Origin of the sequence: Bacillus cereus group sp. BfR-BA-01347, assembly GCF_022663835.1 — a bacterium.
Taxonomy (GTDB): Bacteria; Bacillota; Bacilli; order Bacillales; family Bacillaceae_G; genus Bacillus_A; species Bacillus_A thuringiensis_K.
The window spans coordinates 368,833-390,407 of the sequence record NZ_JAKUGG010000003.1 but is presented as its reverse complement, the minus strand read 5'-3'; the positions used below and the strand labels follow the sequence as shown (position 1 = coordinate 390,407).

The following is a 21,575-nucleotide window of genomic DNA, read 5'->3' as shown; positions in this document are numbered from 1 at the left end:
TATGATGTTTACGGAGGTTCCTCTTTGGGGAACCTCCTTTTATTTTTGTCTTTTTCTCATGTCTTCATACTACAAGACATCCAAATAGCTGTATTACGTTTCTTTGCCACTACTATAAGAGGTGAAGGAAAATGCAGAAAGTACAACTTTCTTGGAGTTTATATGAAAATCAGCAACACACAATCGAAAAATATTGTAAAAATTGCGGACGTACTACCCTATTTACTGATACGAATATTCGTAGGCATAACGCCAATGGAAAAAACATATACCGCTTTGCTATTTATAAATGTCCGAAAGATCATACGTGGAATCAAAAACTGCGTATTTATAAATCATTTACTGATCACGTTGAAACGATCGATATGACCCAGCAAGATCAAGCCGAAACAACTACTACTATTTCCATTATGCAACATAAAGAAAACGGCATAGCCGAAATCACGCTTGTATTAGACCTCATTTTCGGTTCCCACCGCATCGATAAAGCCTTATCCACATATATTTCTGACTGGAGCCGTACACTCATTGTGGATAAAATTAAAAATAGGGATATTCAATTGAACGGACAACAAATGAAGCCAAATACAATACTTTCTGAAGGCGATTATATCTCGATTTGTTTGTAAGCGAGCATATGCAAAAAATCCTCTTACAATTGTAAGAGGATTTTTTTATTTCTTCGCTTTTCTTAATACGAAGTGTGCACAACCGAAGTTACAGTACTCGTATAAATACTCCGTTAACGTACTAATTTTCGTATCATATGTCGCACGTTGGTTACTATCATCAAAGAATCCGCGCAATCTAAGTTGCTCATATCCCCAGTCCCCAACGATATAATCATATTTATTTAAAATTTCTGCATAGCGCTCTTTAAATGCTTCTTCACTAAAACCGTCACGAAAGTTTTTAATTACTTCGTACTGAACATTATTAATGCTCACCGTAGCATGAATCTCTTGCTCTTGCTTTTGCTCCATCATTAACTTCCTCTCTAAGCATTCTTCTTTTTATCGTATCACAAAGCATACCAACCAACAATTTCAAATACAAAAAATTGAAAATTAGTGCATGCTATGGAGAAGGAGGTGATACATCGTGAAAAAACAAATTATGCTCTCTCTCCTCACTCTTTCCTTATTTGCAGGCTGCCAGCCAGCAAATAAAGCCGAAATGGAACGTGAAGAAGGAAGCCGTGTTCTTGTTTCCAATAAAAATGACATGTATCATACGGAAAATACAAATACAAGACTCACAAGAGTCGGTTATTCTTCTAAACAAAAGCATGAAGTATCTAACAAACAAGTAGGGGCCATTAATCGCGAGAAAGTCGCTGAAATGATTACAAGCATGACCGTCAAACTTCCTGACGTTACAAACGCTGCTACACTCGTTACCGATGATGAAGTATTTGTTGTATATCGTGCAAACACAACGGATCCAAAACTTGTAGCGGATCAAGTATATAGAGCTGCTTTGTCCATCGTCCCTCGCTATTATAAAGCATATGTATCAACAGACCAAAAGTTGATTTCCCAAATTCAAGGCCTTCAATCTGGCGCATTAAATGATACAGAATATACGCAAAGCCTCGATATGCTAAAACGTGAAATGAGTAAAAATCCTCATTTGAACAATACGGGAGATCAGACCTTGAATGATATGATTAAAAAGTAAAACAGGTGGAGAAAATCTCCACCTGTTTTACTTTTTATTTTTTATTACGATCCGCATAAACTTCCATTGCATCACACATAAACTGCGCTAAACCTTCGCCAAACTTATCGATATTTTTCGTAAAGCGCTCATCAGCGACGTACATTTGGCCGAGTCCTTTAAAAGCATCTAATGAATAGTGACTAAAGTTTTGCAAGTAATCGTACCATACTTTGATAGCTTCTTGCGCCTCTTTGGAATCAGGTGCACCGTGTCTAAGTGCCGCTAAATTTCTGTAAATAGCATTAAACTCTTCTTGCTTCTCTTTTGACATACCTTTCGCATATTCATTCGCTTTATCTACAGCTGCGTCTCCCCATCTTTCACGTGCTTCTTCTTCATATGGGTTATGGCTGAAATCGAATCCTTCAAATTTCTCTTTATTCGTCATTTCAATCTCTCCTTTTGTATGCTGAATTGTTTTATCAATCGTCGCAATCACCTTATCTAATCTGGCACGCTTTTCAAGAAGCATTTTCTTATGAAGCTGTAGTGCCTCTTCGCGATCAAATGATGGACTCATGATAATTTCTTTAATTTTCTTCAAAGGGAAGCCTAGTTCTTTAAAAAACAAAATTTGCTGCAACGTCTCTAAATTTTCATTGGAATACAGACGATATCCAGACTCTGTCGTCTCGTCTGGGGTTAACAACCCAATTTCATCGTAATGATGCAGTGTGCGCACACTAATTCCAACTAAATCAGCTACTTCTTTTACTCTCATTGTCATTTGTATCCCCCCTTAGTACATACGATAAAGTATGACGCAACGTTAGAGTCAATAAGTAAATTCATTTTCTTTCTAAAAGTTTCATCTCTCCCCTATTTCATGCATAATAGATATGTACATATATTAGAAAGCGGTGAAAGTATGGTTTCAAATACTGTAATTGCCAGCATCATCTTTCAACTCATTGTCTCGATTCTGGTCCCAATTATCGTACTCGTTTATTTCCGTAAAAAATATCATATTAATTGGAAAGTGGTCGGCATTGGTGTTCTTATCTTTATCGGATTTACCCAAATTCTTGAAACACCATTCCACCTATTTATGCGCGGTAATCCAACAATCGCTCCATTTTTAGAAAATCCGTTTGTCTTCGCAATTTATGGCGGATTGACTGCTGGTATTTTTGAAGAATTAGGACGCTTCGTTGCCTTCTTCTTCTTACTAAAAAAATATCTAGAATATAAAGATGGCTTCGCTTATGGAATAGGTCACGGCGGAATTGAATCTATTTTAATTGGCGGTTTTTCTGCATTACAAGCATTAATCTTCGCTAATTCTATTAACGATGGTAGCTTCGCTCGACTGATTGAACAAAAACCCGAGCTCAGCATTTTACAGGACATGTTAATTCAGCAACCTGCCTACTTATACTTCCTTGGTAGCTTAGAAAGAATTATGGCACTCGTGCTTCAAATCGCCTTTACAATGCTTGTTTTATACGCAGTAAAACAGAAGAAATATATCTTCCTAGTATACGCTATACTATTCCACGCATTTGTAGACTTTTTCGCGGCACTTTACCAAACAAAAACAATCAATCTCTTCGTTGCCGAAGGAATTACACTTCTCTGTACAATTGGCGCTGTCGTTCTTATTCGCAAGATGAAAGCGAAATTAATGAGTGTGCCGGAGTAAAAAATAAACCACCAAAATTGGTGGTTTATTTTTTATATGAATTACCACACTAATGATAACTTTTGCCCTCTTGCAGCTCCCTCTTTGTTTCTGCATCTATAACGATATATTTATGAAACTCTTCTACCTCATTTTGAGAAAAGGAAGCGAAAAAATAAACTTGGCGATCAGGATGAACAAAAAAATCTTGAAGCATCACACTACTCCGACGACCCATGGCTGTTTTTTGTAGGAAAGAAAATTCTTCATCAGCCACTTCTTTAAATAAGATTTTTTTCCGAACACTATATGCTGCATTATTGTATTCTTTATAGATTTTCTTGTCTAACTGTTTATAAAAAACATCCTCACTCACAAATGACTTATTTCGATTGCTTGGATAATTTACTTTTTGATTCGACTCTGCATAAGTTGTGGACAAGTGTATAAAAAAACAAAGACTAAATACAATACATATCATTTTATTCATGATTGCACCTCAAATGTTCATTATCCACATTAATTTTCCACATATTTAAATCAATATGCCGTTTCCAAGAAAAAGGAATTATTTCCACATTTGTCGAAGTATATAGCGTCAACTTGAAAGATGGGGATGAATTATGAAGAAAATTATTGTAATACGACATTGTTCAGCAACTGGGCAAAAACGTGATGATGAATTAACGACCGATGGAAAAGACCAAGCAAATACTCTTGCTACATTCCTCTTAGAAAATCATCTACAAATCGATCATATTATTTCAAGCCCATTTGTCCGAGCTATCGATTCCATTCGGCCCTATGCGCTCCAAGCTAACTTATCTATCCAAGAAGATGAACGATTAACTGAACGCATATTGAGCAACGTTCCAATGGATGATTGGATGCAAAAACTAGAATCCACTTTTACGAACATAGATATTGCCTTTTCAGGCGGAGAGTCAACAAAACAAGCAACAGACCGTGCCATTTCGCTTATTCAAGACGTTTTACAATTAAACCATACGACAACACTACTTGTTACACATGGCAATTTACTTACGCTCATTTTAAAGCATTTTGATCATACGATTGGCTTTAATGAATGGAGAACTTTAACCAATCCTGATATTTACGAAATTACAATCGACGAACAATGTATCATAAAACGCTTATGGGAAGCATCGTCCAAGTAATATCCCTTTCCAAAACATTCAGTTGACGCCACGAGAAGAGACTGTTCTAACAATAGAAAGGGGTATCATTTCATATGTACGAAGACGTACTTGCTTTACTACATAAAACAAATGTTTCTTATGAAAAATTCGAACACGAACCAGTACTCGATTATGAGACGGATCGGATCGTACGTGAGAGACTTGGCTTACAAGGCACTCCAAGTAAAAGCTTATTTTTAAAATCAAAGTCTGGAGATTATTACGTATTTTTTACGTTAGAGGGCACAAGGCTCAACCGGGGGGAGATGAAAGAGCTAACAGGAGAACGCTTATCTCTCTGTTCTCCTGATGAACTGCGAGACAAAACTGGTTGTACGCCGGGATGTGTAGCTCCTTTCGGATATTCACACGATGTAACAATTATTGTGGATAACGCTATTTATACGTACGATAAAATTTTAATTACACCTGGTGTTCCTGAATTTACAATTGAATTATCCACAGAAGAATTAAAAAAGATTTTATTAACATGTACAAATACCGTTTTAGAGTACAAACAAAAAGAGAGCTAATCGCTAGCTCTCTTTTTTCATTATTTAGCTTCTGCTGTTTTTTCTTTTGCAGAACGTACTTGCTCATCCGCATGGTAAGAAGAACGCACAAGTGGGCCAGCTTCACAGTGGCTAAATCCTTTGCTAAGTGCAATTTCTTTAAGCTCTGCAAATTCTGCTGGTGGGTAATATTTAAGAACTGGTAAATGCTTCTTAGATGGTTGTAGGTATTGCCCAAGAGTTAAAATATCCACATTGTTTGCACGTAAGTCATCCATTGCTTCAATTAAATCTTCTCTCGTTTCACCTAAGCCCACCATAATGCTCGATTTAGTTGGAATATCAGGCTGCATTTCTTTCGCTCGACGTAAAAACTCTAATGAACGTTCATATTTTGCTCTAGCGCGAACTCGGTCAGATAATCGACGTACTGTTTCAATGTTATGGTTTAGAATATCTGGTTTTGCATCCATTAACATTTTTAAGTTTTCTTCTACTCCACCCATATCAGATGGTAATACTTCGATAGACGTGAATGGGTTTTTACGACGTACTGCGCGTACTGTTTCAGCAAAAACAGCTGCTCCCCCGTCCTTTAAATCATCACGTGCAACCGCTGTTATAACAACGTGCTTTAAGCCCATTTGAACTACTGAATCTGCTACGCGTTCTGGTTCTTGTAAATCAAGCTCAGTTGGTAAGCCTGTTTTAACCGCACAAAAACGACAAGCACGTGTACAAACCGCACCTAAAATCATAAATGTTGCTGTTTTTCTTACAGCCCAGCATTCATGAATATTCGGACATTTTGCCTCTTCACAAACGGTATGAAGATTCTTAGAACGCATCATTTTCTTTAAGCCTGTATAGTTTTCATTCGTGTTTAACTTAATTTTCAACCATTCGGGCTTGCGCTTATATTCTGTTTGTTTTGTCATGGTTATCAACTCCGCACAATATGAAATAGTTTACCGTGTTCGCTTCTTTCAATGTAACATATCTATTCTAACGTATGAAAGCGATTTGCTCAAATGAAGATTCTAAGATTTTTTCCAATCGTTCCCTATAATGAAATACTCCGTATATCCCACACTAAAAAGAGTGATGTTGTGAAAGGAGTCTATTTCATGCTTCGAAAAATTTCTCTTTTGCTTTCTATTTGTTTTCTTCTCCACCAAAACATCGCTTACGGTGAAGATAATCAGCAAAGCATATACGAAAAGCGCATGGCACTATATAAAGAAACCGAGCAGTCTTCAGGCATTCCATGGTATTACTTAGCTGCAATGGATCAATATGAAAGAAATATACGGAGCGTAAGAAAAGATATTCCGAAAAAACCAGATGCCATCATTTCCCTTTATTTCAAACCAGAAATATGGGCTGGGCCTATTAATAGTAACGATACTCTCCCCCATACAATTTCTCTATTTGGCGGAATAGGTTTAGATGGTGACAAAGATGGATTTGCAAATGCAAATAGCGACCGTGATCTTCTGCATACCGCAGCCACTATTTTAAGGAAACAAGGAACGTCAGAAGACCGTATTAAAATTATGCTTTGGGAATATTATAGACGTGCAAAAACAGTTGATTTAATTAGCGAATACGCCCAAATTTATAAACATTATGGACGTATTAATTTAGAAGGAAATGCTTTTCCTCTTCCGATTCGTAGTGACCATAGCTACCGTAGTACTTTCGGCGCTGGAAGAAGTTTTGGCGGCAGAAGGATTCATGAAGGAACCGATATTTTCGCCGGATATGGCGTGCCAGTAAGATCGACTTGCTATGGCATTATTGAAACGAAAGGTTGGAACCGCCTTGGTGGATGGCGCATTGGTATCCGTGACCTTCATAACAATTACCATTATTACGCCCATTTAGGCGGGTTTTCAAAAGAAATACAGCTTGGACAAATTGTTGAACCAGGAAAAGTAATCGGATTTGTTGGTAGCACTGGTTATGGACCTCCTGGTACAGCCGGAAAATTTCCACCCCACTTACATTTTGGCATGTATAAAGACAATGGCTATACAGAATGGGCCTTCGATCCATACATGCATTTAAGCCTTTGGGAACGCAAAGAACGAGCAAATACAAAACGATAACCGTAGCGCATTGCTACGGTTATTTTTTATCCAGTAAAAGCCCGGCTCAGCCGAGTTTCACTTTATATGCAATTAACTATCTGTTTTCTTTTTATCAGGTACAGCAACACTTCCGCTTCCATAATACGTAGGCACTTCCCCTTGAACGATACGCGTCGCAATTGGAACATTTTGTTTCACCGTTATCTCTTTCGTATGAAATGGAATAATTACTTGCAATGTTACTTCCATTTCCATAACAATTTGAATCGCTGTAGTATTAATCCCATGCGGCTCAATTTTTTGTTTAATATCTGTATTCACATGACCAATTGGCGTGAAATGAATTGGAATATCTGGTCCTATATTACCAAGAAGTGCATTATCCGTTACACGCCCAAAAGGAACTGCCATAGTCGCCCCGTTTTTTTCAGAAATACCTAGCTCCTTCAACTTCCCTTGTTCTACTTGTTGCAAATATTTTTCTATGTACGTGGTCGTTGACGTTACGATTTCATTTACTTGCTTCGTATTTAAATTAATTGTGGATACTTTTCCGTTTTTATCATTCTGTACTTTCATTAATGAATCGACATCGAATCCTTCATTAATTCGATCCTTTACCGCCTTCGTCATAATTGCTGTCGCCATTTTATGTGTCTCTACTTCCCCATATTTAATTAAGGTCGGCTGAATATTATTATTCACAATCCACAACCCTTGCGTAAGTAATATAACAAAAAGAATAAACGACATAAGCAGTATATACCGAAAGGCAATAGGTCCCTTTCGAAACCGCGAGTTTTTCGAGCGAAATATACTCATAAAAAAACCTCCTTCTTATATCATTTCTATGCAAGAAGGAGGGACGATATATGCTTATCTCATTTTTAATAATGCTTCTTTTCCAATCGTTCCTGCTGGAATGCCTAATGCTTCAGCTCCAGTCGTTACCGATTCTAGTGGCGCTTCAAGAAGTTGTTCAATCGTTCTTACACCAACCGCACGGCCAGCAATAATTCCTCGATCACCTAATTTCTCATTTAAAAGACCTACATCTAATGCACCACACATAATATATCCTTTATCGCTCATTACAGCTAGCAAATTCGTCTTTGGAAGTTTCACGCTAACTGCAATAAACGTATAATTATCAATTATAATTGGCTCCACATTAACCATAGTTCACACTCCTCTCTTTCTTATCTGTATGACAAGAGAAAAATGAGTGTTACAAGTTAACTAGCCTATAGTTTAACGGAAGATGTATAAGTTATTAACATATCTGTTAACACATCTCTAAGTAGTTCTGGCATATAATATTGTTTGTCAGAAAGTGTGGATAGCTCTGGGTATAAGTAGCCAAATGTAAACATATCAATCGTTCCTACTGTATATATACGATCTAATTCCAGCGATTCCCCGTTAATTAATACATCTTCGAGTAAAATTTTATTCCCGGGAATCGTATCTGGAATGACTTCTACACCAGCGTAAATCATTTTCCCCATCACTTTTCCCCGAAATCCGAATCCTTTTACCTCAAGATTCTCCATATTCGGTTTACGTGCTTTCAAAATAACTTCTCTTAATATCTTTCCTGGAACTTTCAAAGCACAAGGATTAATTGGATGTGGACAAATTCTGTGAATATCTCCGCGCGTCACAACACCTTCTTCTAATCCTTCAAGAAGTACACCCGCGTTCACCATTCCAATCTCTGCACCGCACCACATTTTCAGCGCATTTGCTAACATGTGCGAAAATGCTGTTTCCTGAAACCAATCGACTGGCAATGATTCCTTTACATGAACGACAGGCTCTGCCATAATCTGTTTACTTTCTTCCTGCAGCAATTCAATTGTGGATAACGGTTTGCTGTAAGCACCTAAACGTTCTGTCTTAATCGCTCTACCGTCCTTTTTCAACAGCTTCTTCGTCTCTTTATCCACAGTAAGCTGAACGTGCCCAACGTAACGTCCCCACTTTTCACAACAACAAAGTAACGTATTATTCATAAGAACGCCTCGGTCAAATAAATGATGCGTATGTGCCCCTAAAATAACATCTACATCATAATGCTCCGCCATATACTCATCCATGCTTTTTCCAAGGTGAGAAAGAACAACTGTAATATGAGCCTCATCTTTCACTTCTTCTAAAATTGACTCTAAATGGATAAGCGGATCTTCAATATGCCAATCGAGCATATAATAAAACTCCGGATAAGCTACCGTTAATCCGATAAAAGCAATCGTAATCCCATCTGTCGTTGTATGTAATTTATAAGGCTTTGCCCACTCCGGACGTACCCCTTCTTTTTCAAATAAATTCGCGACGAGCACCTCAAATCCAGCATCATCATATAGACGATTCAAATGCTCCTTCGCTAACGTAATTCCTTCATTATTTCCGATCGTTACATAATCATATAACGCCTCATTCAAAAGCTTCGTATTGCCAAGTCCATTCGTCGCTTCCGAAATACTATGAAAACGATCCACATGATCGCCGATATCAACCGTCAAGACGGTCTCTCCCGCTTCCTGTCTTCGCTTTTTCTCCTCTTGTACAAACCGAGAAATTTGCGGCCAATTTTCAAAATGACTATGTATATCGTTTGTATGATAAAGATGGATGATTGTTTCTTTATTTATATTCAGAGAAAAAACCTCCTCTCAGTTCCTTACTGCCATTTACGCTATGCGCACGCAATAATCCTGTAAATACTTTTCGTCTTTTCTTGCTATTTTACATTGTACTCGCATTGTGAGAAAAAGCAAAAGATTGTCCTTTTTATATGAGAAACTTTCGCTAATACAGGAAAGAATTCCAGATAGTGGAGGGAGGGGTGGATTTGTCAAAAAGTTTAATATAAAATTCAGTGGTTGATTGTTCAAGTGGATTTGTCAGTCTCTTTGTCTTAAACCTAGTCGTTCTCTGTTCTTATAAAATGTTTGGGGTATGTGAGAATTTTCTTTTGTCTTATCTTGTCGACAAATCGATATTCCTTGTCGAAACGTTGATATATTGAAATAATCGTTGATATATTCCCGTTTATGATCGATATATTTGAAAAATCGTTGATATATTTAGCTGAACACCCACCCGGGTATCCTCTCCCAAGCCAAGACAAATCCGCAAAACAAAAAAGCGCCCTGCACAGCAGGGCGCTTTCTTCATACATATATTATCCAGTTCTAGCGGCTAGAATGTTCGGTAGCTTCACTTCTTCCCCCTCACATTCTGAACAAGCCGCTTCCACTTTAAATATTGTCCAGCTTTGCCTCCTAGGCCCTCATGTCTAAGAACCTTCCGCACGAGAAGATAAAAAGCATCTTCTGTGCGAAAGAACCTTAGCCAACGGGTCTGAACAGGCGGCTCCGCATTTCTATTTAACCAATAGAACCTTCCATCTCAAACTTGATTAGGCGGTTCATTTCAACTGCGTATTCCATTGGAAGTTCGCGAGTGAATGGCTCGATGAAGCCCATTACGATCATTTCTGTAGCTTCTTGCTCAGAAATACCGCGGCTCATTAGGTAGAATAATTGTTCTTCTGATACTTTCGATACTTTCGCTTCGTGCTCAAGTGAAACGTAATCGTTTTTGATTTCGTTGTAAGGAATTGTATCAGATGTAGATTGGTTATCCATGATTAACGTGTCACACTCGATGTTAGAGCGAGAGTTTTTCGCTTTTGGTCCGAAGTGTACGATACCACGGTAAGTTACTTTACCACCATGCTTCGCAATCGATTTAGAAACGATTGTTGAAGACGTGTTTGGTGCTAAGTGAATCATTTTCGCACCAGCATCTTGGTGTTGGCCTTTACCAGCAATCGCGATAGATAATGTTAAACCACGAGCGCCTTCACCTTTTAAGATAACTGCTGGATATTTCATCGTTAATTTAGATCCGATGTTACCGTCAATCCATTCCATCGTTGCGTTTTCTTCACAAACCGCACGTTTTGTAACTAGGTTGTATACGTTGTTCGCCCAGTTTTGGATTGTTGTATAACGGCAATATGCATCTTTTTTAATGATGATTTCTACTACCGCACTGTGAAGTGAGTTAGTCGTGTAAACAGGTGCTGTACAACCTTCTACGTAGTGTACGTGTGCGCCTTCGTCTACGATGATAAGCGTACGCTCGAATTGTCCCATATTTTCAGAGTTAATACGGAAATACGCTTGAAGTGGTGTATCAACTTTAACACCTTTTGGAACGTAGATGAATGATCCACCAGACCAAACTGCAGAGTTTAATGCAGAGAATTTGTTGTCTGTTGGTGGAATTACTTTTCCGAAATGTTCACGGAAAATATCTTCGTTCTCTTTTAATGCGCTATCTGTATCTTTGAAGACGATTCCTAGAGCTTCTAGGTCTTCTTTCATGTTGTGGTATACAACTTCAGATTCGTACTGTGCAGATACACCAGCTAAATATTTTTGCTCAGCTTCTGGAATACCTAATTTATCAAATGTTGCTTTAATTTCATCAGGTACTTCATCCCAAGACTTCTCAGATTTCTCAGATGGTTTTACGTAGTACGTAATCTCATCGAAATCTAAGTCATTTAAGTCGCCGCCCCATTGTGGCATTGGCATTTCATAGAACTTATCCAGTGATTTTAAACGGAAGTCTAACATCCACTGTGGTTCTTCTTTCATACGTGAAATCTCTTCAACGATCTCTTTTGTTAAACCGCGTCCAGCACGGAAAATCGAAACGTCTTTGTCTTTGAAACCATATTTATAATCGCCGATATCTGGCAGTTGCTTCGCCATGTTGGTGTGTCCCTCCTTAGATAACCTCATTTTTAGGAACCTTTAACATTACTTATCTTCGTTTAAGCCCTTTTCTAACGCTTTCCACGCTAATGTTGCACATTTAATACGTGCAGGGAACTTGCATACGCCTTGTAATGCTTCAATATCTCCTAAATCGATGCTGTCATCGTACTCTTTTCCTAGCATCATGTCAGAGAAAATTTTCGAAAGCTGAAGTGCTTCTTCAATTTTCTTACCTTTTACTGCTTGTGTCATCATTGAAGCTGAAGACATTGAGATTGAACATCCTTCGCCTTCAAACTTCGCCTCTTGCACAATACCTTCTTCTACTTTCATCGTAAGTTGAATACGATCGCCGCAAGTTGGATTGTTCAAGTTAACAGTAACACTATCTTCTAACACGCCATGGTTACGAGGATTCTTATAATGATCCATAATAACTTGACGATATAACGTATCTAAATTATTAAATGACATTTGTGAAATACTCCTTTGTCTTGATTAGCGATTCAACAAATGTATCAATTTCTTCTTTTGTATTATATAAATAGAAGCTCGCACGTGCTGTTGAAGAAGCTTTTAGCCACTTCATAAGCGGTTGTGCACAGTGATGTCCTGCGCGAACTGCAATGCCTTCTACATCTAATACAGTCGCTACATCGTGAGGATGTACGTCTTCAATATTAAATGTAACAAGACCAGCGCGATGCTTTGGACCATAAATTGTAACGCCATCTACTTCTGATAGTCTTTCTAAAGCGTATTGCGCTAATTCATGCTCATGCTTTTCAATATTATCAAGACCGATTTCTTCTAGGAAATCAATTGCCGCACCAAGTCCGATTGCATTACCGATAATCGGTGTACCTGCTTCAAACTTCCACGGAAGCTCTTTCCAAGTAGATTCTTGTAAATCTACGAAATCAATCATTTCACCGCCAAATTCAATTGGCTCCATATTGTTCAGCAATTCTTTTTTACCATATAATACGCCGATGCCTGTAGGTCCGCACATCTTATGAGCAGATAATGCGTAGAAATCACAGTTTAAATCTTGTACATCTACTTTCATGTGAGGTGTACTTTGTGCACCGTCAACGACCATAATTGCGCCATTTTCGTGTGCGATCGCTCCGATTTCTTTTACAGGGTTAATCGTTCCAAGCACGTTTGAAACTTGCATAATAGAAACGATTTTTGTATTCGGTGTAACTGTTTGACGAACATCTTCTAAAGAAATTGTACCGTCTGGTTGAAGCGGAAGGTATTTTAAAGTTGCACCAGTTTTCTTCGCAACTTGTTGCCACGGAATGATGTTACTATGGTGCTCCATGTAAGAAATAACGATTTCATCGCCTTCTTTTACATTTTCAAGACCATAGCTAGCCGCTACTGTATTTAATGCAGTTGTCGTTCCGCGCGTGAAAATAATCTCTTCCATTGATTTCGCGTTAATAAACTTGCGAACTTTCTCGCGTGCACCTTCATACGCGTCGGTAGCTTTCGTACCGAGCGTATGAACACCGCGATGCACGTTAGAATTATATTCTTTATAGTAACGTTCTAACGTTTCAATGACTTGAATTGGTTTTTGAGAAGTTGCTGCACTATCGAAATATACAAGTTGTTTGCCGTTCACTTTTTGATCAAGAATTGGAAACTGTTTGCGTATTTCATGAATATTCATTAGCGAACTTTCCTTTCAATTACCTCAACAAGCTGTGCTTTTACTCCTTCAATTGGAAGCTCATTTACTACAGGTGCTAAGAATCCATGGATGACTAAACGTTCTGCTTCGCGTTTTGGAATACCACGGCTCATCAAGTAGTATAATTGGTACGGATCTACGCGGCCTACTGAAGCTGCGTGACCTGCCATTACATCATCTTCGTCGATTAAAAGAATTGGGTTTGCATCACCGCGTGCTTTCTCATCTAACATAAGAACGCGAGAAGATTGTTGTGCGTTTGATTTAGATGCACCGTGTTCAATCTTACCAATCCCGTTAAAGATAGATGTTGCACTATCTTTTTGTACACCGTGTTTTAAAATCCAACCTTCAGAGTGTTTACCGAAGTGAACAACTTTAGTTGTAAAGTTTTGTGTTTGGTTACCACGGCCAATTGTTACTGTTTTCGTATCAGCATATGAACCGTCGCCCATTAAGTTTGTAACGTTCTCGGAAATTGTATTTCCGTCATTCATAAGGCCTAGAGCCCAATCAATGCGGCCGTCGCGTCCAACAACACCGCGGCGGTTAACGTAAGTTGTTACGTCTTTTGCTAATAGATCAACCGCACCAAATTTAACTTGTGCGCCTTGTTCCACGATTACTTCTGCTACGATATTTGCAATACCTTTAGCATTTTCATTTGCAACATAGTTTTCTACATAAGTTGCAGTACTGTTCGCATCAGCTACGAATAATACATGGTTATATACGTTAGCTTCTTCGCCGTCTACTAAGAATACAGCTTGAAGTGGAGTTTCAAGAACAACGTTTTTCGGAACATATACGAATGCACCGCCGTTGATTAATGCAGCATGAAGTGCAGTTAAACGATGCTCGTCTACCTTCACGCCATCTTTCATTAAGTACTTTTGTACTAGCTCAGCGTGCTCAGTTGCAGCTGTTACGATGTCTGTAAAAATAACACCTTTTTCTTTTGCTTCGTCTGCTAAAGAAACGAACGCTGTTGTACCAGTGCGTTGTACTAATACGCTGTTGTTTTCATCGATTAAGTTTTTCACTGCTTCTGGAAGCTCTGTTAAAGAACTTACAGGCTCTTGCTTAGCAGCGTCGCCTTTTCCGATAAAGTCCCATTTTTCAATTTTCGTTTTATCAGGCGTTGGCATTGGAAGTTCAGTTGCTTGTGCAAGAGCTTGTAAGCGGAACTCAGTCAACCAAGCAGCTTCGTTTACTTCGCTTGCGCGTTGACGGATTGTTTCTTGATCGAAAGGTAATGTACCGATTGTCATGTTTATGCTCCTCTCTTACGCTTCTTGCTCTGTTGTTTCGTCTTCAATACCTAATTCTTTTTTAATCCAGTCGTAACCTTCAGCTTCTAGACGTTGTGCAAGCTCAGGACCACCAGATTTAACGATACGACCGTTCATCATAACGTGAACGAAGTCTGGAGTGATGTAGTTTAATAAACGTTGGTAATGCGTAATCATTAGGCAACCGAACTCTTCGCCGCGCATTTCGTTAATACCTTTAGATACAACTTTTAATGCATCGATATCAAGACCTGAGTCGATTTCATCTAAGATTGCGATTTTTGGCTCAATCATCATTAATTGAAGAATTTCGTTACGTTTTTTCTCTCCACCAGAGAAACCTTCGTTTAAGTAACGTTGTGCCATTTCTGGATCCATTTCTAGGAATTCCATGTTTTTATCTAATGTACGGATAAATTTCATAAGAGAAATTTCATCGCCTTCTTCACGACGTGCATTAATTGCAGAACGTAAGAAGTCAGCGTTTGTTACTCCGCTAATTTCACTTGGATATTGCATTGCTAGGAATAGACCCGCTTGTGCGCGCTCATCTACTTCCATTTCTAATACATCTTCACCGTCGATGATGATGCTACCTTCTGTTACTTCATACTTTGGGTGACCCATAATTGCAGAAGATAAAGTTGATTTACCTGTTCCGTTAGGTCCCATAATTGCGTGGATTTCTCCACCTTTTACTTCAAGGTTTACACCCTTTAAAATTTCTTTGCCATCAATTGATACGTGTAAGTCTTTAACCGTTAATGTAGAACCAGCCATCTCAATACCTCCATTAATCCTATATATACATTTTAAAAATTCCTAAAACGTTCATATTCTCATTTTATTCTCATTCTAATTTTATATCAAATAAAATGATATCGCAAACGACGAAAAAAAGTAACCGTTTTTTCACAAATGTATATAAGTATTTCCTTTGCATCTTTCTATGATACACCTTTCTTCTTATTTATATAAAGAAAAAAGGACTGGTAATTTTCCAGTCCTTTCCTTATAATTATTCACTTACCGGAAGTACAGCACCTTTATATTCTTTATTAATAAAATCTTGAATTTCTTTTGAATGTAGCACTTCTACTAGCTCTTTAATTTCTTTTTTCTTCTCATCACCTTTACGAACTGCAATGATGTTTGCATACGGAGAGTCTGCTCCTTCAATCGCAATTGCATCCTTTGTTGGATTTAATTTTGCATCAATTGCATAGTTTGAATTAATAAATAAAGCATCACCTTCATTATTTTCATACAGCTTTGGTGACAATCCAGGCTCTACATCTGTTTTAAACTTTAAGTTTTTCGGATTTTCGACTACATCTTTTACGGTTGCCTTAACAACATCTACACCATCTTTAAGCTTAATCACTCCGCCTTTTTGTAACAATGCTAACATACGGCCTCGCTCCGCTACGTTATTACTCATAATTACTGTTCCGCCATCTGGTAAGTCTTTTAAGCTTTTATATTTCTTAGAATAAATACCCATCGGCTCTAAATGGATTTTTCCTGCGTTTACAATTTTATATCCCTTTTCTTGGATTTCTTTATCTAAGTACGGAATATGCTGGAAGTAGTTCGCATCAATTTCTTTATCCGCTAACGCTTTATTTGGCAGTACATAATCCTGGAACTTTTTAATCTCTAACTTAATGCCTTTTTTCTCTAATATTGGCTGTGCCTTCTCTAGAATAACAGCGTGCGGCACGTTAGAGGCTCCAACAACAAGCTTATTCTCTTCTTTTCCTCCGCAAGCAGCTAATGTAAATACAGACAGCGCTGTAACAACTGACAATAAAATCTTTTTCATATGATGTCCCCTTCTCCCCTATAGTTATGTAGTTATAAAAAAGGCTGGCATACACCAGCCTTTTCAGCAATTATTCTTTTACAGGAACAACTGCCCCTTTATATTCTTTATTAATAAAGTCTTCGATTTCTTTAGAATGCAATACTTCTACAAGCTCTTTAATCTCTTTTTTATCTTTATCACCTTTACGAACCACTAATACGTTTGCGTACGGTGAATCATCACCTTCAATTGCAATTGCATCTTTTTCTGGATTTAACTTTGCATCAATTGCATAGTTCGAGTTAATTAAAACAGCGTCGCCTTCTTTATTGTTATACACTTGTGGTAACAAACCTGGCTCAATGTCCGTTTTAAACTTTAAGTTTTTCGGGTTATCTGCAATATCTTTTGGAGTTGCACTAACTGGATCTACCCCGTCTTTAATTTTTAAAATGCCTTCTTTTTGTAAAATTGCTAAACCACGTCCATGGTCAGTAACGGAATTACTCATAATGATTGTCGCTCCGTCTGGAAGTTCTTTTAAGCTCTTATATTTTTGAGAATATACACCGATTGGTTCTAAATGAATTTTTCCTGCTATTTCAAAATCATATTTTTTATCTTTAATTTCTTTCTCTAAATACGGAATGTGCTGGAAGTAGTTTGCATCTAAATCCTTATCCGCTAACGATTTATTTGGCAACACGTAATCTTGGAACTTTTTGACTTCTAATTCAATTCCTTTTTTCTCAAGTAACGGTTTTGCTTTTTCTAAAATTTCAGCATGCGGTACGTTAGAAGCACCCACAACAAGTTTCTTTTCATCTTTATCTTTCCCACCACAAGCAGCTAACCCAAAAATTGAAGTTGAAATAAGTGCCGTAAGTAATAATTTTTTCATTTGAAACATCCTCCCGTTTTTTATTACCGTTTATCTATTCGAGTCGTTAAACTATCACCAATCCACTGAATTAAAAATACAACTAGTAATACACAAATTGTCGCAACGATTGTTACATCGTTATTCCCTCTTTGGAATCCTTCTAAGTAAGCAAGTGTTCCAAGGCCACCAGCACCAACAACTCCCGCCATTGCTGTATAGCCTACTAAAGCAATTGTCGTAACAGTAATACCAGATACTAATGCTGGTAACGATTCTGGAATTAACACTTTCAAAATAATTGTGCTTGTTTTCGCTCCCATTGCTTTTGAAGCTTCAATTACACCTTTATCAATTTCGCGAAGTGCGATTTCAACCATTCTCGCGTAGAATGGTGCCGCTCCAATAATTAAAGCTGGCAATGCTGCACTTGCTCCAAGAATTGTTCCAAGAAGAATCTTTGTGAATGGGATTAATAAAATAATTAAAATGATGAATGGTATAGAACGGAATATATTTACGAATGCTCCAATCACCGTATTAATTGATTTGTTTTCCCATAAATTATCTTTCGCTGTCATGAAGAGTAACAATCCTAAAATTAGTCCTAAAACAAATGTCGCAAGAGCTGCGATTGCCGTCATATATAACGTTTCACCAGTTGCTTCTAACATTTGATTCCAATCAACATTTGCGAGTAACTTATTCATGTGCAATCACCTCCAGCTCTACTTGATCTTGATGAATTCCTTCTATTGCTTGCTGGATCGCTATTTCCTCACCATTTAAATGAACAACTAAACTACCGTAAGAACCGTTATTCGTTTGTGCGATATTCCCTTGCAAAATGCTAACTTCTATATCACTGCGTTGCATTAATCGTTGAAGCACTGGTCTTTCTACAGCCTCACCGATAAATTGCAAACGAATTACTTTTCCATCTGGATATTTTTCAATTAAACTTTCAATCGTTTCATTTGTATCTTCAGAATCTGTTAACTGCTGTACAAATCGTTTCGTAATATCTTGCTTCGGATTACGGAATACATCAAGTACTGGACCTGTTTCTACAATCTTTCCTCTCTCCATTACCGCCACTCGGTTACATATCTTTCGAATCACGTGCATCTCATGTGTAATGAGTACAATTGTTAAACCAAGGCGCTTATTAATGTCTAATAGTAAATCCAAAATTTGATCTGTCGTTTCTGGATCAAGAGCTGACGTTGCTTCATCACATAAAAGCACTTGTGGATTGTTAGCTAAAGCTCTTGCAATCCCGACGCGTTGCTTTTGTCCTCCGCTCAGCTGAGATGGGTACGCGTCTCCTCTCCCTTCTAATCCAACAAGATGAATTAATTCATCAACACGTTTTCTTCTCTTCGCTTTATCAACACCTGCAATTTCAAGTGGAAACTCTATATTTTCACGTACAGTTCGTGACCAAAGTAAGTTAAAGTGCTGAAAAATCATTCCGATTTCTTGCCTTGCCTTACGAAGTTCACTCCCTGTAATTGCTGATATAACACGATTGGCAATTGTAATTTGGCCAGAAGTCGGTTTCTCTAACTGATTAAACAATCTAATTAACGAACTTTTCCCAGCGCCGCTATATCCGATAACACCAAAGATTTCACCTTTGTCTATTTTTAAATTGGCGTTATCTACAGCAGTGACATCACCGCTTTTTGCTTTATATATTTTTTTTACATTTTCTAATAAGATCATGATGTTCACCCCTTTTTGTTTAGATCGACTCCGCAATTTTTTATGTTTAATGCGCGTAGTCCACCGTTATCACTACCTTTATTATTTGAATGTCCTCCACATTCAAACAATAAAAAAACCTTTCTGCTTTAGAGAAGCAGAAAGGTTTATGTGCGTATATAACAACATTATCCCTCTCTCTCATCTCTCAAAGCATTTGCTTTGCAGGAATTGGCACCATTTCAACATAAGTTGACGGTTGCCGGGCTTCACAGGGCACAGTCCCTCCACCTCTCTTGATAAGAGAAATCAGATTCAATTTTCGTCTGATTTGTAATTTATGAAATTGTCTATATTTTATGAATTAAATTGTATCAATATCTAAACACCATGTCAACAGAAATTTTCTCAAAAAATGAACCTTCAGAATTTTAAGCACCTACTGACATCGGTTTACATATATGAAACATCGATTCGACTAATAGCATCGTTCGATACGTTCCCGAATATTGTACACGTCCATCGTTCATTAACATTTGCAATCGTACATTGCCGTTTACCAATTGTTTTACATCTTCTTCATCTACACAAACGATTTGCTCCGTCCCTATTTCCTCATGTAGCAGTTCTATATAATCTCTTGAAATTTGTAACGAACAACTTTCATCTCCAAAGCGGAAATTAACAGTTTTTTCTTCTTTTCTTAAAAGCGGCTCTAAATGATATTGACCATTAGCGTAATTTACAAATGATTGAAGCAAAGAATATAATTTCACCTTAAATCACATCCTTCATATCACTTTCTATTACATACCATTCCCTCTCACTAAAGAGCAATCCTGTTATTTTCGCTCGACAAATACTGTATCCACCCTGCATCTCGACATATTTCCCAAGAAATATGTCGAGGCGGCAAAAATTTTGCCGCCTACTTTAATTCCGTATATAAATATTCAACCGAATGAAATGCGTATATCTTCTTCATCAGTGTCCCATTTTCAAAAACAAGTAAACAAGGTACACTTTCAATCCCATACTCTTTCGCTAAATGCGGAGCATAATTTAAATCTAACATCCCAATTTTGAGGCCTTCAATTGTCATCTCAACGACTGTTAACATCTTTTTTGCTAATTGGCATGTTCCACACATTGGAGTATATACATATAATACTGTTTTTTCTTCGTTCTCTATTAGGGCTGTAGCTTCGGCTCCTGTCCAATCAATCACTTCTATCATTCCTTACCGTAAATATTCTGTATAAACGTCAATGTCGGCTCCCCATAATACATTTGCTAAGTGTGTAGATGGCGCAGTTGCCACTTCTCGGTACGAGCGATCAATATAGATATGCTCGGCTTGCGGAAATTCTTTTCGAAATTGTTTCCTTAACTTTTCTCCAGCATCATCAGCATCCACTAGCACATACACTTCCTTATCAAAAAACTGATCAACGAGCTCATCCATTTTCGACAAACCAATTGTACCATTTGTACAAACAATTTCCACCGGTTCACGAATAATAGATTCAATCTTTCTTCTATCTGATGTACCTTCTACAATAATGACTTTTTCTACATAAATCATATGTCATCACCCGATCACCATATACTATATAACCTTGAACTTAGTATATAGTATATTCGTTATTTTCATGTTGTTTCCTGTTTATTTTTGCAAAAGAAAAGCGTAAGCGGCTCGTTCAGATTGTGAAGACTTATGAAACCTTACCACAAAACAGTTTTTCTCATAATAGCTTATTTATTTACATATAACTTGAATTTCATTATTTCACACAAAATAAAAAAAGACAGCACAAAGGCTGTCCTTTAGTCGACTAAATTAGTCTTGATTTGTCATTTCTGCATATTTTTCTGCAGTTAATAACTTCTCAACTTGGCTTGCATCAGAAAGTTCAACTTTAACCATCCATGCACCCTCGTATGGAGATTCGTTAACAAGTTCTGGTTGGTCACTTAATTCTTCGTTTACTGCTACAACTTTACCGCTTACAGGTGCGTATAACTCAGAAACTGTTTTAACAGATTCTACGCTTCCGAATGGCTCGTCAGCTTCGATTGTTGCACCTACTTCAGGAAGTTCAACGAATACGATATCGCCTAGCTCACCTTGTGCAAAGTGAGTGATACCGATAACAACTTCATTACCTTCAGTTTTTACCCATTCGTGTTCTTCAGAGTAACGTAAATTATTTGGAATGCTCATGACTGTACCTCCAGTGA

At 37.6% G+C, this 21,575-nt stretch carries 26 protein-coding genes and 1 riboswitch; of the genes, 6 read left to right on the top strand and 20 right to left on the bottom strand.

Going from position 1 to position 21,575, the window contains the following annotated elements:
- Positions 1 to 131: 131 nt before the first annotated feature.
- Positions 132 to 629: a cytoplasmic protein gene (locus MR143_RS08035; protein ID WP_202822326.1), complete on the top strand. Its 498-nt coding sequence runs from the start codon at positions 132 to 134 to the stop codon at positions 627 to 629.
- 45 nt (positions 630 to 674) lie between these two features.
- Here MR143_RS08035 and MR143_RS08030 read toward each other — a convergent pair whose 3' ends face one another.
- The gene (locus MR143_RS08030) at positions 675 to 986 is read right to left on the bottom strand and encodes a YutD family protein (RefSeq protein WP_000970507.1); all 312 of its coding nucleotides are present in this window, start codon (positions 984 to 986) and stop codon (positions 675 to 677) included.
- Between the two features lie 115 nt (positions 987 to 1,101).
- Here MR143_RS08030 and MR143_RS08025 point away from each other — a divergent pair, with 115 nt between their 5' ends.
- On the top strand, positions 1,102 to 1,680 hold the full coding sequence (locus tag MR143_RS08025) for a YhcN/YlaJ family sporulation lipoprotein (RefSeq protein ID WP_000744207.1): 579 nt from the start codon (positions 1,102 to 1,104) through the stop codon (positions 1,678 to 1,680).
- 34 nt (positions 1,681 to 1,714) lie between these two features.
- Here the strand turns inward: MR143_RS08025 and MR143_RS08020 are convergent, their stop codons facing one another.
- Positions 1,715 to 2,449 (bottom strand): MerR family transcriptional regulator, encoded by a 735-nt coding sequence (locus MR143_RS08020; RefSeq protein ID WP_000178780.1) that lies wholly within the window; start codon positions 2,447 to 2,449, stop codon positions 1,715 to 1,717.
- A gap of 99 nt (positions 2,450 to 2,548) precedes the next feature.
- Here MR143_RS08020 and MR143_RS08015 point away from each other — a divergent pair, with 99 nt between their 5' ends.
- Positions 2,549 to 3,364: a YhfC family intramembrane metalloprotease gene (locus tag MR143_RS08015; RefSeq protein ID WP_002164224.1), complete on the top strand. Its 816-nt coding sequence runs from the start codon at positions 2,549 to 2,551 to the stop codon at positions 3,362 to 3,364.
- Between the two features lie 49 nt (positions 3,365 to 3,413).
- Here MR143_RS08015 and MR143_RS08010 read toward each other — a convergent pair whose 3' ends face one another.
- Complete coding sequence (locus MR143_RS08010; RefSeq protein WP_001038436.1) at positions 3,414 to 3,833, bottom strand: hypothetical protein; 420 nt, start codon at positions 3,831 to 3,833, stop codon at positions 3,414 to 3,416.
- 133 nt (positions 3,834 to 3,966) lie between these two features.
- On the opposite strand from MR143_RS08010, the gene MR143_RS08005 reads away from it, so the two are divergent.
- Both MR143_RS08005 and MR143_RS08000 read left to right on the top strand, forming a co-directional pair.
- Positions 3,967 to 4,521 carry a histidine phosphatase family protein gene (locus MR143_RS08005; protein ID WP_000721052.1) on the top strand — a complete coding sequence of 185 codons (555 nt, stop codon included), beginning with the start codon at positions 3,967 to 3,969 and terminating at the stop codon, positions 4,519 to 4,521.
- A 74-nt stretch (positions 4,522 to 4,595) separates the two neighbouring features.
- Entirely contained in the window at positions 4,596 to 5,075 is a 480-nt protein-coding gene (locus tag MR143_RS08000; RefSeq protein ID WP_000272748.1) for a YbaK/EbsC family protein, read from the top strand.
- A gap of 20 nt (positions 5,076 to 5,095) precedes the next feature.
- Here MR143_RS08000 and lipA read toward each other — a convergent pair whose 3' ends face one another.
- The gene (lipA, locus tag MR143_RS07995) at positions 5,096 to 5,992 is read right to left on the bottom strand and encodes a lipoyl synthase (protein ID WP_000166372.1); all 897 of its coding nucleotides are present in this window, start codon (positions 5,990 to 5,992) and stop codon (positions 5,096 to 5,098) included.
- Between the two features lie 189 nt (positions 5,993 to 6,181).
- On the opposite strand from lipA, the gene MR143_RS07990 reads away from it, so the two are divergent.
- Entirely contained in the window at positions 6,182 to 7,165 is a 984-nt protein-coding gene (locus tag MR143_RS07990; protein ID WP_000944665.1) for a M23 family metallopeptidase, read from the top strand.
- 72 nt (positions 7,166 to 7,237) lie between these two features.
- Here MR143_RS07990 and yunB read toward each other — a convergent pair whose 3' ends face one another.
- The 16 genes from yunB to gcvH all read right to left on the bottom strand — a co-directional run bounded on the left by yunB (position 7,238) and on the right by gcvH (position 21,558).
- The gene (yunB, locus tag MR143_RS07985; protein ID WP_000021793.1) at positions 7,238 to 7,969 is read right to left on the bottom strand and encodes a sporulation protein YunB; all 732 of its coding nucleotides are present in this window, start codon (positions 7,967 to 7,969) and stop codon (positions 7,238 to 7,240) included.
- A 54-nt stretch (positions 7,970 to 8,023) separates the two neighbouring features.
- Positions 8,024 to 8,326 carry a YunC family protein gene (locus tag MR143_RS07980; protein ID WP_000248466.1) on the bottom strand — a complete coding sequence of 101 codons (303 nt, stop codon included), beginning with the start codon at positions 8,324 to 8,326 and terminating at the stop codon, positions 8,024 to 8,026.
- Positions 8,327 to 8,391: 65 nt separating this feature from the next.
- The gene (locus MR143_RS07975; protein ID WP_202822783.1) at positions 8,392 to 9,783 is read right to left on the bottom strand and encodes a bifunctional metallophosphatase/5'-nucleotidase; all 1,392 of its coding nucleotides are present in this window, start codon (positions 9,781 to 9,783) and stop codon (positions 8,392 to 8,394) included.
- Positions 9,784 to 10,539: 756 nt separating this feature from the next.
- Complete coding sequence (gene sufB / locus MR143_RS07970; protein WP_001118827.1) at positions 10,540 to 11,937, bottom strand: Fe-S cluster assembly protein SufB; 1,398 nt, start codon at positions 11,935 to 11,937, stop codon at positions 10,540 to 10,542.
- Between the two features lie 48 nt (positions 11,938 to 11,985).
- Entirely contained in the window at positions 11,986 to 12,417 is a 432-nt protein-coding gene (gene sufU / locus MR143_RS07965) for a Fe-S cluster assembly sulfur transfer protein SufU (protein WP_000009523.1), read from the bottom strand.
- Positions 12,407 to 13,627, bottom strand: a complete 1,221-nt coding sequence (gene sufS / locus MR143_RS07960; protein WP_001020767.1) for a cysteine desulfurase SufS — start codon at positions 13,625 to 13,627, stop codon at positions 12,407 to 12,409. Before sufS ends, sufU begins: the two co-directional genes overlap by 11 nt.
- Positions 13,627 to 14,919: a Fe-S cluster assembly protein SufD gene (sufD, locus tag MR143_RS07955; RefSeq protein WP_000152185.1), complete on the bottom strand. Its 1,293-nt coding sequence runs from the start codon at positions 14,917 to 14,919 to the stop codon at positions 13,627 to 13,629. Before sufD ends, sufS begins: the two co-directional genes overlap by 1 nt.
- A gap of 15 nt (positions 14,920 to 14,934) precedes the next feature.
- Complete coding sequence (gene sufC, locus MR143_RS07950; RefSeq protein WP_000929160.1) at positions 14,935 to 15,720, bottom strand: Fe-S cluster assembly ATPase SufC; 786 nt, start codon at positions 15,718 to 15,720, stop codon at positions 14,935 to 14,937.
- Positions 15,721 to 15,958: 238 nt separating this feature from the next.
- On the bottom strand, positions 15,959 to 16,765 hold the full coding sequence (gene metQ, locus MR143_RS07945; RefSeq protein ID WP_000722399.1) for a methionine ABC transporter substrate-binding lipoprotein MetQ: 807 nt from the start codon (positions 16,763 to 16,765) through the stop codon (positions 15,959 to 15,961).
- Positions 16,766 to 16,835: 70 nt separating this feature from the next.
- Positions 16,836 to 17,648, bottom strand: a complete 813-nt coding sequence (gene metQ / locus MR143_RS07940; RefSeq protein WP_000735087.1) for a methionine ABC transporter substrate-binding lipoprotein MetQ — start codon at positions 17,646 to 17,648, stop codon at positions 16,836 to 16,838.
- 23 nt (positions 17,649 to 17,671) lie between these two features.
- The gene (locus tag MR143_RS07935; protein ID WP_001037615.1) at positions 17,672 to 18,337 is read right to left on the bottom strand and encodes a methionine ABC transporter permease; all 666 of its coding nucleotides are present in this window, start codon (positions 18,335 to 18,337) and stop codon (positions 17,672 to 17,674) included.
- Positions 18,330 to 19,355 (bottom strand): methionine ABC transporter ATP-binding protein, encoded by a 1,026-nt coding sequence (locus tag MR143_RS07930; RefSeq protein ID WP_000601760.1) that lies wholly within the window; start codon positions 19,353 to 19,355, stop codon positions 18,330 to 18,332. The genes MR143_RS07935 and MR143_RS07930 overlap by 8 nt, the downstream gene beginning before the upstream one ends.
- A gap of 177 nt (positions 19,356 to 19,532) precedes the next feature.
- Positions 19,533 to 19,640, bottom strand: a riboswitch (SAM riboswitch).
- 125 nt (positions 19,641 to 19,765) lie between these two features.
- Positions 19,766 to 20,110 carry a hypothetical protein gene (locus MR143_RS07925; RefSeq protein WP_000781210.1) on the bottom strand — a complete coding sequence of 115 codons (345 nt, stop codon included), beginning with the start codon at positions 20,108 to 20,110 and terminating at the stop codon, positions 19,766 to 19,768.
- A 152-nt stretch (positions 20,111 to 20,262) separates the two neighbouring features.
- Positions 20,263 to 20,571 (bottom strand): thioredoxin family protein, encoded by a 309-nt coding sequence (locus tag MR143_RS07920; protein ID WP_002025020.1) that lies wholly within the window; start codon positions 20,569 to 20,571, stop codon positions 20,263 to 20,265.
- Positions 20,572 to 20,574: 3 nt separating this feature from the next.
- Positions 20,575 to 20,919 carry a toprim domain-containing protein gene (locus MR143_RS07915; protein WP_000640870.1) on the bottom strand — a complete coding sequence of 115 codons (345 nt, stop codon included), beginning with the start codon at positions 20,917 to 20,919 and terminating at the stop codon, positions 20,575 to 20,577.
- 255 nt (positions 20,920 to 21,174) lie between these two features.
- A complete protein-coding gene (gene gcvH, locus MR143_RS07910; protein ID WP_000026896.1) occupies positions 21,175 to 21,558 on the bottom strand; it encodes a glycine cleavage system protein GcvH in 384 nt (127 codons plus the stop codon).
- Between the last annotated feature and the right edge of the window lie 17 nt (positions 21,559 to 21,575).